Here is a 14,417-nt window from a genome sequence, read left to right on the forward strand (position 1 = left end):
TGAACATTTATTCCAGAACCATGATTTTTCTAATTAGCTTTTAATCAATAACTACATCTAAATTAGGATGTAGTAATATTCACATGGCAACTCTTACTGAATTTCGATTAATGGATTATATCAATATAATTTCTGTTTGTTTTATTCTAGCAATTACATCATAAAGTACAGCGAGGAAAAAATCAAAAAAATTAGATGAATTTCATTACTTGCCACAAGACAAGTGCCACAGGTTTTATTCGCTCTTTCTTTGCATAGTATTAAACAAATAATATTATGAAAAACGAAAAAAACAACACACAGGAGGAATTAAATTCCTCATCTTCTAAAAGTACAAACACTATTGTAATTGTTCATGGAGCATGGTCATCTGCAAATGACTGGCATCATGTTGCCGGCCATCTTAACGCCGCAGGAAGTAATCTTATTGTAGTAAATCTTGCCGGTCATGGCAGTGATGAAACACCAATATCAAAAATTAGTTTACAGCTTTATGTCTATGAAGTTTTAAAAGCGATTGGCAATGCAACGAATGTTACCCTTGTTGGTCATAGCTTCGGCGGAATAGTTGTGAGTGAAGTAGCAGAGTTAATTGCTCCGCAGATAAAAAAACTAATTTACATTGCTGCCTTTGTTCCTAGAAATGGAGATAGCCTACTGTCACTTGCTAAAACTGATTCGGAGAGTCATGTAGGTGAAAATCTTATAATAGATGAGGAAGCGGGAGTTGCAAGTATCACTACAGAGGCAATTACAGACGTTTTTTTAGCTGATGCTCCAAAACAAGTAGCAGAATATGTAACCAATAATCTGAGACCTGAACCTTTAGCTCCGCTATCTACTCCGGTTACATTAACGGATGCTAATTTCGGGAAAGTTACTAAGGTATATATCCACAGTCAAAATGATCACACCATTGGTTATTCACTTCAACAAAGAATGGTTGAAGATGCAGGGATCTTAAGAACATACTCACTTCCTTCAAGCCACACACCGTTTATAGTATTTCCTCAAATACTATCAGCAATTATAACTCTTGAAGCTAACTAAAAACAAATTTCAAAATATAAATAACACTTTAATATTACAATCATGAAAAAATTAAAATTAATTCAACTTGTCATTGTTGCTTGTATCTTCATCTTATCATCTTGCTCAAATGACGATAAACAGCCCGAAAACCCCAAAAATTATGTAATTGTTCACGGAGCATGGCAGGCTCCGTATGCATGGCAGACCGTAAAAGCTAACCTTGAAAAAGAGGGTAATAACGTAATTGTTGTTGAGCTGCCCGGTCATGGTAATGATCATACTTCTCCAAGTGAAATAACAATGGATACCTATAAGGAAAAAGTAATTGATGCAATTTCGGCAGTGGATGGAAAAGTTATCCTTGTTGGGCACAGCCTAGGCGGAATGATAATTTCCTCTGTTGCAGAGGCCATACCCGAAAAAATTGAAAAACTAATTTATGTTGCCGCCTATTTACCTGTTTCAGGACAAACACTGGACCAGCTGGCAAATATGGATCCTGATTCTCAGCTTGGTGTACCGACAATTGATCCTGTAGCGTTTACAATTGATGTACAACAGGATCAGATCGTTAACCTATTCATTCAGGACGGGACTCCAGCAATTCAAAGCCTTGTAGTAAACAACTACCGTACTGAACCCTTAATTCCATTTATTAATCCTGTAACGCTTACTGAACAAAATTTTGGATCAGTTAAAAAAGCATATATCAAAACATTACAGGATCATGTTGTGTCGCCGTATTTACAAAATAAAATGATTTCAACCACTGAAGTTGAATCCGTGTACGAGATAAATACTGGACACAGCCCATTCCTTTCACAGCCCAACGAATTGTCTTCAATATTAACAAAAATAGCTACCAACTAAATATTAAATAAATAACAAATAACAATTATATCATGAAAAATTCAATTTTATTAATAGCAATGCTATTGCTTACAACTATTACAGCTTCATCACAAACGAATAAAGCTAAAAATGAAAACACAATTGTAATAATCCATGGTGCATGGTCATCATCAAATGATTGGCAGCACGTTTCAGAGGATTTAATTGCCAGTGGTAATTCGGTTATTTCTGTTAATCTTGCCGGACATGGAAGCGACAATACTCCAATTTCTACAATTAGCTTAAAACTTTATGTGGATGAGGTTAAGAAAGTAATTGGAAGCAAACAAAATGTTGTGCTGGTTGGGCATAGCTTCGGTGGAATTGTGGCAAGCCAGGTTGCAGAAGAGATTGCGCCTCAGATAAAAAAGATCATTTACATTGCCGCTTACGTACCAAAAAATGGAGAAAGCCTGTTAACTATCGCTCAAACAGATGCAGAGAGCCATGTTGGTAAAAATCTTATTGTAGATGAGAAAGCCGGCGTTGCGAGTATAAAAAAAGAAGGTATCGCTGATGTTTTCCTTGCCGATGCTCCTAAGCAGGTTGCAGACTACGTAAGCAATAATTTAAAACCTGAGCCATTAGCACCTTTAGCTACTCCGGTAATGCTGACTGACAGCAAATTTGGCAAAATCAATAAAGTGTTTGTTTACAGCTTAAATGACCATACAATAGGTTATTCACTTCAACAAAAAATGACAAAAGATGCCGGTATAGAGAGATTATATTCTCTTCCGTCAAGCCATACACCTTTTATCATGTTCCCACATGTTTTGGCTCAAATCATAGCTTTAGAAGCAAAGTAAAAAATCAATTTCAATTTCAAAGTTAAGGATCGTTGTACTCAGTAACCTTCGGTTGAGTTTTCAAGGAGATATAATGATCCTTCACTTAAATTATAAATAATAAAAACAAATGGAAACAATAGAAAATATTTTAGAAGCAGAAAAATTTACCCACAAGACTGCACCAACAAAATCTATAAACGTAAATGGGAGTGATTTTACTTACCGTTCTTTTGGAAGAAAAGAAGGAATACCGGTACTATTTTTACAGCATTTTACCGGAAACATGGATAATTGGGACCCTGAAGTTACAAATGCAATTGCCAGTAACTATCCGGTAATATTATTTAACAACAAAGGAGTCGGAAGTTCTAAAGGTACTACTCCTGAAAATGTATTTGAGATGGCACAAGATGCTGTTGACTTTATCCGTGCATTAGGTTACAGTAAGGTGAATCTTTTAGGTTTTTCACTTGGTGGTTTCATCGGGCAACAAATAGCTGCAGATTATCCGGAACTTGTAAATAAACTTATATTGGCAGGTACAGGATCTATAGGAGGAAAAGCAATCGCACAACTGGAGTCTCATTTAGAAAAAGCATTTGTTGACGGACCTGACAGGGTATTGATTAATCTTTTTTTTAGCAAAACGCCAAACAGTATTAAAGCTGGAGAAGATTTCTTAGCAAGACTGGCTGAAAGAGAAGTAGACAGAGATTTACCGACAAGTCAGGCTACAATTGCAAGTCAGGCGAGAGCTATTATTGGCTACGGTTTGGCAACAGACGAAGGAAACACACAGCTAAAGTCTATTAAACAACCTGTGCTTATCGTTAACGGAAGTGAAGATAATATGGTTGATTCGATCAATTCTTACATCATGCTTCAGAATATTCCAGATGCAAAACTGGTACTTTGGAGTGATTCTGGTCATGGAGGAATTTTTCAGTATTCAAGAGATTTTGCTCAGGAAGTAAACTCATTCTTACTGAATTAAGATCAGATTACAATTATATAAGTATACGAATTTATAAATTGAAAATCCGGTTACTGTGCTATTGGCAGAAGTAAATTCCTGTATCTCATTTAAATGGAATGACAGCGTTTACAAATCTTTTGGATGTCGAAGAATGGTAACAGTAATCGGTTTTTAACTATAGTACATGATACCAATTTTAGTGCCTAGACAAATAGAAAATGACTGTAAATTTTATGCTTTGGTAATGATAGTAATCTTGTTGATAGCTTTTTTTTTGATATTGCAACAAAGACAAAAAAAGATTGCATTACAATGGAAAAATCTGGAATTAGAAAAGCAAATTCATGAAAGGAAAAGGGAATTAAAATTACTCCTTAGAGAAATTGAATTGAGAAATCGGAAGCTTTCTGCCAGAGCATTATATCTGTCCAATAGAAATCAGCTTATCAATAATTTGATCTCATTTATAGAAACTATTCCCGAACTTTCAAAAGTCCCCGCTTTAGATGTGCAGATTAAACATTTAAAAGATTATTTAAGAGGCGATAATGAATGGGAAACCTTTATTTCTCACTTTGAAGAGGTAAATCCAGGTTTTCTGGCCAGACTTCGAAAACAGCATCCTGCATTAACATCTAATGATATGCGTTATATAGCATATATTTACATGAATTTAACGGCTAAGGAGATTTCAACCCTTTTGAATATCACAATATATGCAAGCAAAAAAAGAAAAGAAAGAATTATTTCGAAAATGAATCTTCCTGAAGATATAACGCTATATTCATATCTTTCAAATATTTAGAGAAAATGTCTCCATTTTGTCTCTCAGAAGTCTCCTTTTTTTTAAGTGATTTAGTATTGTGTTTTACTTAATTATTTAAGTAATTGATTAATTTTGGTACACAACAGTCTTATAAATAAGCTATTGAATATAATTAATAATAAAATAAATGGACAAACAGGGACTAAAAAATTACATTATAAAAAATTTACCATTTCCAGATCGTACTTTAGATGATGTGGTAGAATATTTTGAGGAGATTGCTATTTCAAAAAATGAATTTTTTCTTAAGGAAGGAAAGATAAATGACCGCTATTTCTTTTTACAAAGTGGTTTTATGAGAGCCTTTACATATGATATCGATGGTAATGAAGTAACCACTAATTTTTATCAAAAAGATAGCGTAGTCTTTGAAGTCTCATCATTTTATTTAAAAACCCAATCCACAGAGAATATACAAGCAGTTACAGATTGCAGAGGTTACGCAATTAGCTATGAACAACTAAATTTATTATTACATGATATTCCTGAATTTAGGGCTTATGGAGTAAAAATGTTGGCAAGAGAATATGTATTATATAAAAAAAGGTCTTTAGAATTAATTAATCTAAGTGGTGAAGCCCGATATGAAAATCTTATTACTACAAATAAAGAAGTATTTCAATTTGCCCAGCTCAAACAAATAGCTTCTTATTTAAATGTTACCGATACTTCATTAAGCCGAATTAGACGTGAATTTTTAAAAAAATAGATAACTATCTTAGATATTAAATTCACTTAAATAAAATTAGTACATGCTAAATGCTCCCAAATTTTTTCTAATCACTTTTTTTTCTTTCTTTTCATTGTTTCTTTTTAGTCAGGAAAAAGCAGGGGATGAAATGATGATTAAAAAACAGCTTTTCTTCAGCACAAAACATACAATCAATATTAATGGAAAGCCTTTAGATTTCACAGCAACAGCAGATGAAATATTTCTTAAAAACGATGATAATAAAATTATAGCCAGTGTATTTAGTTTTTCTTATATTAAAAAAAATAAAAACAATGAAGTCAGACCTGTCGTTTTTGTATTTAATGGTGGTCCGGGATCATCATCCATTTGGTTGCATCTAAGCAGTATTGCACCTTGGAAAGTAAAATTGATTCCAGAAATTAATTCCAATAATTTACCACCATTTGGATTAGAAGATAATACAGATTCTTTGCTTGATGTTGCAGATTTGGTTTTTATTGACCCTGTGGGTACTGGTTTTAGCCATATTATTGCACCTGGTACCCCTGAGAATTTTTACGGAGTGGATCAGGATGCTGAATCAATGGCCCAATTTATAGAAAAGTGGTTGATTAAAAATAACAGATGGAATTCTCCAAAATTTCTTATTGGAGAAAGTTATGGAAGTCAACGCGTTTCGGTTCTTCCCAGAGCACTTATGGGCGGGGTAACTTATACCGGTATAATGAGAGGCATCACACTAAATGGCATTATTATGTTGGGAACTACTTTAGAATCACCTTTAAAAAAGTTAACAGCGGATGCAAAATTAGAAAGAGCAGCTTCATTACTTCCAACGTTAGCAAAAACAGCCTGGTATTATAATAAGGTAAATAAAACATTATACTCTTATGAAGAATTTCAAAAAGAAGTTTTAGCGTTTGCAGAAAAAGACTATCTAAATGCACTTTTACTGGAGAATAAGGAAACACTTTCAACAGATGAAAAGGGTACCATAATTGATAAACTTTGCGCTTATACAGGATTGTCAAGAGATTTTTTTTCATCAACACTTGAAATAAAACCAACTCTTTTTGCAAACAGTCTTTTGTCTAAAGAAAATTTACAGATTGGGTTGTATGATACAAGATACAATCTTCCGCTTGAACATTCCGGTAATGATCCGGTTGCAGATGATCCGGCAATGGGCAGATATGTTCCCGGATTTACTGCTGCATTTAGAGAGCTGCTATCTTCAAAATTAAACATTGACATTCAGGATACTTATAAAACGATTGACTGGAAAAATATTTCGTTTCAATGGCAGTGGTCCCGAAAAGAGACAAAAGAAGGCCCTGATTTTACAGACGATTTAAATGTTGTTTTACGCAGAACTCCAAATTTAAAAGTATTTATAGCGGCAGGAAGTTATGATTTGTCCACTCCGATTGGATATGCTAAAAATACTATCAAAAAAGCAAATTTTGCTGCAGACAGAGTTATTTTTAAAGAATATGAATCTGGTCACATGCTATATTTGGGCAATACCGGAACATTATTTAGTGATGATATAAGATCGTTTATTTTGAGTTGTTCAAAATGAAATTAGTTTTAGGAATAAACTGAGAAGAAGATTCAAAAATTCACTAGCCTGTAGAATTAATAAAAGCCCTAGAAAAACATTCAAGAACAGTATCATCTTGAACTCATGGTTTAAAATTTATGTATAACTTTACAACTCCACAGGTTTTTGTATTGATCCTAGGTATACTTAGGTTTTCAAAATTTGTATATTTTGATTATTGGAAACGAAGATGAAAATTTGTAACAGCCTTATTTTATTGGGTTTTTGAAGAATTCAGTTTTTTTAAATTGAGGGTTCCGGAGTTTTTGGCTTCCTCTAAAAACACTGCGAGCCCCAATGCTAATTGGGGCTCGCGTTTTCAGCGGAGAAAGAGGGATTCGAACCCCCGGACCTGTTACAGTCAACAGTTTTCAAGACTGCCGCATTCGACCGCTCTGCCATTTCTCCAGTATGTTTGCTAACATTTGCTGATTGCGAGTGCAAATATAGTGCGCTTTTTCGATTATAAAAATTTTTTTTGACCTTTTTTGATGATTATTACAAAGAAATTTTCAAATGCTTCATAATCAGTATTTACTTTTAATTTTTTTATGTTAAATAAACATTATTAATCCAAAATGGGTACCGGCTTTTTGTTTTCATCAACAGCAACAAATGAAAATGTACCAGCAACAACATTCTCGCGTAGTTCAGAATACATCTGTTCCATAAAAATATCGACATGAATTTTACAGCTTGTTCTTCCCACATTTACTACTTTGGCAACTAATTCAATTAATGTTCCGGCTGGAATTGCTTTTTTAAAATCAATTTGTCCGGTCGATATTGTTACTACTTTTTTTCTGCTAAATCTTGTTGCACAGATAAAAGAAACTTCATCCATTAGCTGCAAGGCAGTGCCGCCAAATAAGGTATCATAATGATTAGTGGTGCTGGGAAAAACAGCTTTAAAAATACGTGTCTCAGATTTTATAATCCTTTCTTCTAAAGTTCCCATTAGTAATTTACGTATTCAGTAATCTCCAATCCATACCCAATCATCCCTACACGTTTTGTTTGTTGGGTATTAGAAACTAATTTGATTTTTGAAATATCAATATCATGTAAAATTTGAGCGCCAATACCATAATCTTTTATATCAATCACTACTTTTGGTGCTTTCATTGTTCCCTCTGATTGTAGTGCTTTTAATTCAGAAATCCTGTTTAATAAGTTTACAGCAGACATATCCTGATTAATAAAAATAACGGCACCTTTTCCATCTTCATTAATTATCTTAAACATATCGTCTAATTGTTGATCAACATTGTTGGTTAAAGTTCCTAGTAAATCATTATTAACCTGAGAAGAGTGTATGCGTGTTAGTATAGATTCACCTAAATTCCACGTTCCTTTTGTTAATGCAATATGTATCTGTTTATTGGTCGTTTGTTCGTAAGCTCTTAACCTGAAAGTTCCGAAACGGGTTTCAATATCAAAATCCTCTTTTTTAACAATCAGACTGTCATGCTGCATTCTGTAGGCTACTAAATCTTCAATGGAAACTAATTTCAAATTAAATTTTTTAGCCACTTCTGCTAGTTGTGGTAAACGCGCCATTGTCCCATCTTCATTCAGGATCTCACAAATTACACCAGCCGGTTTAAAACCTGCAAGCCTTGCAAAATCAATTGCTGCTTCAGTATGCCCGGTCCTTCTTAACACACCACCTTGTTTGGCTACAAGAGGAAAAATATGTCCAGGGCGTGCCAGTTCATGTGGTTTGGTATTTGAATCTACTAATGATAATACAGTTTTTGATCTGTCTGCAGCTGAAATCCCTGTGGTAACCCCATTCCCTTTCAAATCTACTGAAACAGTAAAAGCAGTTTCCATATGGTCTGTATTATTGGTAACCATGGCGCGCAAATCAAGTTCTTTGCAACGGCTTTCAGTAAGAGGAGTGCAAATTAATCCACGACCATGAGTTGCCATGAAGTTGATCATTTCCGGAGTTGTTTTTTCGGCAGCTGCCAAAAAATCGCCTTCATTTTCACGATCTTCATCATCTACTACAATGATTATTTTACCTTGACGAATATCTTCTATAGCTTCTTCAATAGTATTGAGTTGTATTTTTGTTGCTGACATAATTATTATGGATTTTGAGAAGGAAAAAACTTCTCAGAAATTTTTTGAAATACTTTTTGGATAGGAGTGGTTATAAGGTCAAAATTAATTAAGCCGTTGTCATTTGTAGCGCGATAGGTCAATAAAACAGCTAGAGGTAATAATATAAAAGATGACATCCAGGCTCCCATAAAAGGGGTCATGCCGCCTTCTTGTGAAAGTCTTTTTCCAAAAGTATTAATAAAATGGAATGTGATAAAAATTAAAACTGCAAATACAATTGGTAATCCCAATCCGCCTTTTCTAATTATAGCACCTAAAGGAGCGCCAATAAAAAACATTAAAAAACAGGCAAAAGCAATAACGAACTTTTCATATAAAGCGGTTAAATGTTTATTAATATCCCGTTGTTTTTCTTTTAAGTCCTTTTGTGTAGATTCTATAGAATAAATAGTGTTTGTGACATTGCTGATGGCCGCATTTAAAATTTCGCTCTTTTTCTTATTACCATAAAGCGATAAAAGATTTTTGGGTAAAGATGCTTTTTTTTTCTCAGTTTTGTATGGAGAATATGGTTTAGAAACCCCTGTCCTTTGATTTATATTTTCAGAAAAAGAGACTACTTCATTGTCAAAATTTTTACTTAAAGAATCAAGTGTGTATCGCAATTCATTAACATTTAACATGCTGCTTGTACCGTTGATGTTTTCATTTTCAGTATCTACCTTGTTCAATTCAGACAAATCAATATTGATGATATGTTTGTTAAAGGCAGCTTTAACAAAAGGTAATTTTGCCCTGTCTTCATATTTTTTTGGAGTTACATCCTGATAGTAATATCCATCATTGAGGACTAACTTTAAAATACTGGATTTTTCGTTACTTATTAATTTTCCGTTTTTTGCTTTTATAACAGTTTTATTTTCGCCGTTATTGGTAGCTTTTTCATGAATAGTAACACCGGTCAGAATATTACCGTTTTCTCCCGATTTTTTATTTACTTTAATATTATAAAAACCAACATCATTAAACTGACCTTCTGCTATTGCCATAGCAGGCTTAGCCTGAGCAATGTTTTTTCGAAAGTTCACAAATTTATATTCGGCATACGGAATCACGTTATTAGCAAACCAGAAGGCAACAATACTTAGAAAAAAGATAAAAACAATCAGGCTTCTCATAGATCTTTGAAGAGAAATTCCTGAAGATTTCATAGCGGCAAATTCGTAATTCTCAGCCAAATCACCAAAAGTCATAATTGAAGCCAGTAAAACCGATAAAGGTAAAACAAGAGGGATAATCCTTGGCATTGAAAAGAGCAGGAATTTTACAACCAATATCAAGTCAAGATCTTTTCCCGCAAGCTCAGAGATAAAGAGCCATACCGTTTGAAGTATGAATATAAAAAAAAGGATTACAAATACCGTAGTAAATGTAATCAGGAATGTTTTTAATAAGTATTTGTCTAAAATTTTCAACCTTACTTAATCTAATTTATTGATGTAGTATTTTGGATATTTACTCGCCACAAAGGTAAATTGATTTTTTGATAAAGGTTGGTTGGTTTTAAAAGAATTAACGGTTAAAGTGGTTTTTGTTCCATTTTTTCCAGTTTCAATTAAATTGTAGATGTGTTTTGTCTGTACGTCAATACCTAACAGGATTTCTTTTCGTTGATCTTTTCCACTTACAGGTACTAATTTAACGTATTGAATTTTTCTACCTTTAACATTTTGGACAATATCCATGTTGTATTTGTAGCCTGAGTTGAAAAAAGTAAGCATTTTTGATGGAGTTATTGCACTATCATCTTTTTCATTTACTTTAGAAATCGTAATTTCTTCGTCTTCAGGAACAATTGTATATGTTTTTTGGCCATCAAATATTTTGGTAACCCCCATAAAATTCAGCACATATTGATTGCCTTTCATGGTTACATTTCCTTTACTGTCCTGATTGATGTTTTCCTTGGAATTGTTTAAGGAATATTTAAAATCGATTACGATGTTATTATAACTTTTTATTTTTGAAGTTACCTGATTCAATAAATCCTTGGCTTTTTTATCCTGTGCCTGAACAGAAGAAAAACTCAAAAGCATTAAAAGTGCTATTTGAAAATACTTCATCGTCATGTTTGCGATAGAATTGTTTGTGATTTGCTGAATTTTTGTTCTCATGATGGGATTAATTTTGTTCATTATTAAAAAATTGATCAAGAGCACTTAAATCAGATATGTTGACACTTCTTGCCTTACTGCCTTCAAATGGGCCAACAATTCCGGCTGCTTCCAGCTGATCGATCAAACGACCTGCTCTGTTGTAGCCCAATTTTAATTTTCTTTGCAGTAAAGAAGCAGAACCTTGTTGCGCATTGACAATAATCTCAGCGGCTTCTCTAAATAAGCTATCTCTTTCAGAAATATCCATATCAAGATTAATGCCACTTTCTTCTCCAACAAACTCAGGAAGCAAATAAGCCGTGGCATACGCTTTTTGCGAACCTATAAAATCAGTTATTTTTTCTACCTCAGGAGTATCAATAAAAGCACACTGAACACGTACCACATCATTTCCGTTCGTATATAACAAATCCCCACGTCCAATTAACTGATCGGCACCCTGAGTATCCAAAATAGTTCGGGAGTCAATTTTTGAAGTCACCCTAAAGGCTATCCTCGCAGGGAAATTGGCTTTAATCAAACCAGTAATTACATTAACCGAAGGTCTTTGCGTTGCAATAATTAAGTGAATACCAATAGCACGTGCCAACTGAGCCAAACGCGCAATCGGAATTTCGACTTCTTTTCCGGCCGTCATAATCAAATCAGCGAACTCATCGACAACTAAAATGATATAGGGCAAAAATCGGTGTCCCGCTTCGGGGTTTAATTTTCTGGCTTTAAATTTATCATTATATTCTTTGATATTACGAACCATTGCATCTTTCAATAAAGAATAGCGATTATCCATTTCAACACAAAGTGAGTTTAAAGTGTTCACTACTTTTGCATTGTCGGTAATGATTGCGTCTTCAGTATCCGGAAGCTTGGCTAAATAATGTCTTTCAATTTTATTGAAAAGAGTAAGTTCTACTTTTTTAGGATCGACCAGGACAAATTTTACTTCGGCAGGATGTTTTTTGTATAAAAGAGAAGTCAAAACTGCATTTAATCCGACCGATTTCCCCTGCCCGGTAGCTCCTGCCATCAACAAATGGGGCATTTTGGCTAAATCGACTACAAAAGTTTCGTTCGAAATTGTTTTACCCAATGCAATTGGCAACTCCATTTCAGCTTCCTGAAATTTAGCGGAACCAATAACACTTTTCATCGAAACCATTGTCGGATTCTTGTTCGGAACCTCGATTCCGATAGTTCCTTTTCCAGGAATTGGCGCGATAATACGAATTCCTAAAGCTGACAAAGACAATGCAATGTCGTCTTCTAAACTCTTAATTTTAGAAATTCTGATTCCGGCTTCCGGTACAATTTCGTACAAAGTTACCGACGGACCAACAGTTGCTTTGATCTGGGCAATTTCAATCTTGTAATTACGGAGCGTATCTACAATCTTATTTTTATTTTCCTCTAATTCTTCCTGATTAATGGTAATTCCGCCAGTCGAATATTCTTTTAATAAATCAATGGTTGGGAATTTATAATTTGATAAATCCAAAGTTGGGTCGAATAATCCAAAATCTGCAACCAATCTTGAAGCAAGATTTTCTTCGATAATATCTTCTTCTTCTGCTTTTTCAATAACAAATTCCTCTGTATGAACCGGTGTTTCAGACACTGGATTGATATGCATCTGAACTGGTTTTAAAGTTGGGTTCAGATCAATTTCTGATGAATTTGAAATCGTAGGTTTTAAGGCTTCCTTGTTGATTTCAAATTGAGTGTCTTCCGTTTTGAGATGAATAGTATCTTCTTCAGAATCTTCTTCAATAGCAAACTCTTCAAGATTGTAAGCACTTTCAGGTTGAGATGTTTTTAAAGAACCTATTTCTGATTTCAGTTCTTTTTTTGTTGAATCAAAATACGATTGGATTTTCTCTGGTGAAAGTTTTATTTTAAAAATCAAATAGACTATTAATCCAAAAAGCAAGGTCAGTAAAGTTCCTGTTTTTCCTATGTAATCCTGTAAAAACGAATTCAGTTCAAATCCAATTGTTCCTCCCAATTCAGGTGCTGAAGTGGCAAAAAATCCAAACAAAACCGAAACAATAATAATGGCAAATAAATCCCAGAACCAAATATTTTTCAATTTTTTGGTTGTAAGTTCCAAAGCCAGAAATAAACCTGTCAGAAAAAATAAACGCACGAATATAAAAGAAGCAATTCCGAATCCCTTGTAGAGAATTAAATCAGCGAGATAAGCACCAAACTTTCCTAGCCAGTTTTGTACTTCTTCGTTACGATCACCTAAACGGCTAATAGCACTTTGGTCTGATTGCCATTGTCCGTTGATGTAAAAAGAAATAAATGCAACTAATAATGCAATAGAAAAAAGTATAAACAAACATCCCAGAACAAATTTTTGTTGTTTGGTAATTTGCCAGGACCTTTTATTGTCTGTTTTTGTTTCGCTTTTTTTCTCTGAAGTTGCTTTTTTGGTTGTTTTTGCCATTCTTGGGTTTAGTATTGCCTATAGAAATTTTGGAATATAAATGATCAAACCTATTGCTATTGCTGTCATGGCGGCAAAAAATACCGCTCCTGCAGCAATATCCTTAATAAATCCAATTCTTTGATGATAATCAGGATGAATAAAATCGGCAATTTTTTCAACTGCCGTATTTAATCCTTCAATGCTCATTACCAAACCTATGGCTAGTATTTGAAAAAGCCATTCGGTTTGTGAAATATGAAAATAGAACCCGGCAATAGTCATTAAAATTCCCAAAGAGAATTGTACCATGATGCTGTGTTCTGTTCTGATAAGTTTTACCGCACCATTAAAAGCATACGTCATGCTTTTTAAGCGGCCTGTAACAAAAGTATTGTCTTTTTGAAACTCCATTTATACGAAAATATTATAGTGCTGCTAAAGCTGCTTCGTAATTTGGTTCGTTTGCAATTTCAGCAACTTGCTCTGTATGTAGTACTTTTCCGTTAGCATCAACAACAATAATTGCTCTTGAGTGTAAACCTGCTAAAGGACCGTCAACGAATTCCAAACCGTTTGTTTTACCAAAATCGCCTGTTTTAAAATCGGAAAGATTAACAACATTTTCTAGTCCTTCCGCACCACAAAAACGTTTTTGAGCAAATGGCAAATCTCTTGAAATACACAAAACTGTTGTGTTTTCCAGACTGCTGGCACTTTCGTTGAATTTTCTAACTGAAGTTGCGCAAGTTCCTGTATCGATACTAGGAAAAATATTTAAAACCAATTTTTTACCGGCAAAATTACTTAATGAAGCAATGGATAAATCGTTTTGTACTAATTTGAAGTCAGCAAGTTGAGAACCAACTGTTGGTAATTCGCCTGATGTATGAACCGGATTTCCTCCTAATGTTATTGAAGCCATG

14 protein-coding genes and 1 tRNA gene are annotated in these 14,417 nt (G+C 34.0%); 7 read left to right on the forward strand and 8 right to left on the reverse strand.

Features of this window, described 5'->3' with window-relative positions; genetic code table 11:
- The first annotated feature begins 276 nt into the window (after nucleotides 1-276).
- The 7 genes from ABI657_RS17025 to ABI657_RS17055 all read left to right on the forward strand — a co-directional run bounded on the left by ABI657_RS17025 (nucleotide 277) and on the right by ABI657_RS17055 (nucleotide 6,792).
- On the forward strand, nucleotides 277-1,050 hold the full coding sequence (locus ABI657_RS17025) for an alpha/beta fold hydrolase (protein ID WP_348098467.1): 774 nt from the start codon (nucleotides 277-279) through the stop codon (nucleotides 1,048-1,050).
- Between the two features lie 42 nt (nucleotides 1,051-1,092).
- Nucleotides 1,093-1,902: an alpha/beta fold hydrolase gene (locus ABI657_RS17030; protein WP_348098468.1), complete on the forward strand. Its 810-nt coding sequence runs from the start codon at nucleotides 1,093-1,095 to the stop codon at nucleotides 1,900-1,902.
- Nucleotides 1,903-1,934: 32 nt separating this feature from the next.
- The gene (locus ABI657_RS17035; protein ID WP_348098469.1) at nucleotides 1,935-2,732 is read left to right on the forward strand and encodes an alpha/beta fold hydrolase; all 798 of its coding nucleotides are present in this window, start codon (nucleotides 1,935-1,937) and stop codon (nucleotides 2,730-2,732) included.
- A gap of 109 nt (nucleotides 2,733-2,841) precedes the next feature.
- Nucleotides 2,842-3,708, forward strand: coding sequence for an alpha/beta hydrolase (locus ABI657_RS17040; RefSeq protein WP_348098470.1), 867 nt, complete (start codon nucleotides 2,842-2,844; stop codon nucleotides 3,706-3,708).
- A gap of 166 nt (nucleotides 3,709-3,874) precedes the next feature.
- Nucleotides 3,875-4,495 carry a hypothetical protein gene (locus ABI657_RS17045; protein WP_348098471.1) on the forward strand — a complete coding sequence of 207 codons (621 nt, stop codon included), beginning with the start codon at nucleotides 3,875-3,877 and terminating at the stop codon, nucleotides 4,493-4,495.
- A gap of 148 nt (nucleotides 4,496-4,643) precedes the next feature.
- Entirely contained in the window at nucleotides 4,644-5,225 is a 582-nt protein-coding gene (locus ABI657_RS17050; protein ID WP_348098472.1) for a Crp/Fnr family transcriptional regulator, read from the forward strand.
- 43 nt (nucleotides 5,226-5,268) lie between these two features.
- Nucleotides 5,269-6,792: a hypothetical protein gene (locus ABI657_RS17055; protein WP_348098473.1), complete on the forward strand. Its 1,524-nt coding sequence runs from the start codon at nucleotides 5,269-5,271 to the stop codon at nucleotides 6,790-6,792.
- A gap of 344 nt (nucleotides 6,793-7,136) precedes the next feature.
- Here the strand turns inward: ABI657_RS17055 and ABI657_RS17060 are convergent.
- From ABI657_RS17060 to tpx, 8 genes are all read right to left on the reverse strand, one after another.
- Nucleotides 7,137-7,221 (reverse strand) — tRNA-Ser (locus tag ABI657_RS17060).
- A gap of 160 nt (nucleotides 7,222-7,381) precedes the next feature.
- A complete protein-coding gene (locus tag ABI657_RS17065; protein ID WP_348098474.1) occupies nucleotides 7,382-7,771 on the reverse strand; it encodes an acyl-CoA thioesterase in 390 nt (129 codons plus the stop codon).
- Nucleotides 7,771-8,904, reverse strand: coding sequence for a 3,4-dihydroxy-2-butanone-4-phosphate synthase (gene ribB, locus ABI657_RS17070; RefSeq protein ID WP_348098475.1), 1,134 nt, complete (start codon nucleotides 8,902-8,904; stop codon nucleotides 7,771-7,773). The genes ABI657_RS17065 and ribB overlap by 1 nt, the downstream gene beginning before the upstream one ends.
- A 5-nt stretch (nucleotides 8,905-8,909) precedes the next feature.
- Nucleotides 8,910-10,361, reverse strand: a complete 1,452-nt coding sequence (locus ABI657_RS17075; protein ID WP_348098476.1) for an LptF/LptG family permease — start codon at nucleotides 10,359-10,361, stop codon at nucleotides 8,910-8,912.
- Nucleotides 10,362-10,367: 6 nt separating this feature from the next.
- On the reverse strand, nucleotides 10,368-11,060 hold the full coding sequence (locus ABI657_RS17080; RefSeq protein WP_348098477.1) for an outer membrane lipoprotein carrier protein LolA: 693 nt from the start codon (nucleotides 11,058-11,060) through the stop codon (nucleotides 10,368-10,370).
- Between the two features lie 7 nt (nucleotides 11,061-11,067).
- Nucleotides 11,068-13,512 carry a DNA translocase FtsK gene (locus tag ABI657_RS17085; RefSeq protein WP_348098478.1) on the reverse strand — a complete coding sequence of 815 codons (2,445 nt, stop codon included), beginning with the start codon at nucleotides 13,510-13,512 and terminating at the stop codon, nucleotides 11,068-11,070.
- 18 nt (nucleotides 13,513-13,530) lie between these two features.
- Nucleotides 13,531-13,905 (reverse strand): diacylglycerol kinase family protein, encoded by a 375-nt coding sequence (locus ABI657_RS17090; RefSeq protein ID WP_348098479.1) that lies wholly within the window; start codon nucleotides 13,903-13,905, stop codon nucleotides 13,531-13,533.
- Nucleotides 13,906-13,918: 13 nt separating this feature from the next.
- Nucleotides 13,919-14,416 (reverse strand): thiol peroxidase, encoded by a 498-nt coding sequence (gene tpx, locus ABI657_RS17095; protein ID WP_348098480.1) that lies wholly within the window; start codon nucleotides 14,414-14,416, stop codon nucleotides 13,919-13,921.
- Nucleotide 14,417: the final 1 nt, after the last annotated feature.

The sequence above is a fragment of the Flavobacterium sp. genome, from assembly GCF_039930565.1.
GTDB lineage: Bacteria > Bacteroidota > Bacteroidia > Flavobacteriales > Flavobacteriaceae > Flavobacterium.

Excerpts from the sequence above, each read along its gene's own strand:
- ABI657_RS17025 (WP_348098467.1), top strand. The coding sequence starts at position 277 with ATGAAAAACGAAAAAAACAACACACAGGAGGAATTAAATTCCTCATCT.
- ABI657_RS17030 (WP_348098468.1), top strand. The coding sequence starts at position 1,093 with ATGAAAAAATTAAAATTAATTCAACTTGTCATTGTTGCTTGTATCTTC.
- ABI657_RS17035 (WP_348098469.1), top strand. The coding sequence starts at position 1,935 with ATGAAAAATTCAATTTTATTAATAGCAATGCTATTGCTTACAACTATT.
- ABI657_RS17040 (WP_348098470.1), top strand. The coding sequence starts at position 2,842 with ATGGAAACAATAGAAAATATTTTAGAAGCAGAAAAATTTACCCACAAG.
- ABI657_RS17045 (WP_348098471.1), top strand. The coding sequence starts at position 3,875 with ATGATACCAATTTTAGTGCCTAGACAAATAGAAAATGACTGTAAATTT.
- ABI657_RS17050 (WP_348098472.1), top strand. The coding sequence starts at position 4,644 with ATGGACAAACAGGGACTAAAAAATTACATTATAAAAAATTTACCATTT.
- ABI657_RS17055 (WP_348098473.1), top strand. The coding sequence starts at position 5,269 with ATGCTAAATGCTCCCAAATTTTTTCTAATCACTTTTTTTTCTTTCTTT.
- ABI657_RS17065 (WP_348098474.1), bottom strand. The coding sequence starts at position 7,771 with ATGGGAACTTTAGAAGAAAGGATTATAAAATCTGAGACACGTATTTTT.
- ribB (WP_348098475.1), bottom strand. The coding sequence starts at position 8,904 with ATGTCAGCAACAAAAATACAACTCAATACTATTGAAGAAGCTATAGAA.
- ABI657_RS17080 (WP_348098477.1), bottom strand. The coding sequence starts at position 11,060 with ATGAGAACAAAAATTCAGCAAATCACAAACAATTCTATCGCAAACATG.
- ABI657_RS17085 (WP_348098478.1), bottom strand. The coding sequence starts at position 13,512 with ATGGCAAAAACAACCAAAAAAGCAACTTCAGAGAAAAAAAGCGAAACA.
- ABI657_RS17090 (WP_348098479.1), bottom strand. The coding sequence starts at position 13,905 with ATGGAGTTTCAAAAAGACAATACTTTTGTTACAGGCCGCTTAAAAAGC.
- tpx (WP_348098480.1), bottom strand. The coding sequence starts at position 14,416 with ATGGCTTCAATAACATTAGGAGGAAATCCGGTTCATACATCAGGCGAA.